1 protein-coding gene is annotated in these 701 nt (G+C 69.3%); it reads left to right on the plus strand.

All coding sequences use genetic code 11. The annotated features are described in order from the left end of the window. Window positions 1-701, plus strand: a 701-nt coding sequence (locus LQR33_RS18480) for a contractile injection system protein, VgrG/Pvc8 family (protein ID WP_269326281.1), incomplete at both ends; no start/stop codon positions are given.

Below are 701 nucleotides of genomic sequence, written 5' to 3' on the forward strand. Positions count from 1 at the left end.
ACCGAAGAAGAAGACGGCCTCACAGCCTGGAACGCCAGCCGCCAGATCGTGCCCGGCAACGTGGCGCTGGCCACCTTCGACTACCAGCCGGTGTCCACCCAACACACCGGCGACAGCAGCCAGATCGACCAGGGCCAGGGCGGCCAGGCGCTGCAATCCAGCCTGCAGGACTACGATCCGCAGGGCCTGTACTACGCCGGCGACGCCGACCAGCTATCGCACTATGCCCGGCTGCGCCAGCAGGCGCACGATCTGCAAGCCAAGCAATTCGAAGGCGGCGGCTCCATCCGCGGCCTGACCGCCGGCCAGTGGTTCCGCCTGGACGACCACCCGGCGCACGATGGCGACAGCCACGAGCAGCGCGAATTCGTCGTCACCGGCCAGACGCTGCAGGTGCGCAACAACCTGCCGACCGAGCTCAAATCCATCCTGCCGGCGGGCGACCAGGCCGACGCCCCGTTCGCCACCCGCATCCAGGCCCAGCGCCGCGGCATCCCGCTGACGCCGGCCTATGCCGGTACTGAACTGGCCAAGCCCACCAGCCTGGGCGTGCAGACCGCCACCGTGGTCGGCCCCGCCGGCGAAGAAGTCCACACCGACACCCAGGGCCGGATCAAGGTGCAGTTCCACTGGCAGCGGCCGGACGAACACCCGACCATCGGCGCCGGCCTCGACGATAAATCCTCCTGCTGGCTGCGCGT

The organism is Chromobacterium piscinae (genome assembly GCF_021129175.1).
Lineage (GTDB): Bacteria > Pseudomonadota > Gammaproteobacteria > Burkholderiales > Chromobacteriaceae > Chromobacterium > Chromobacterium piscinae.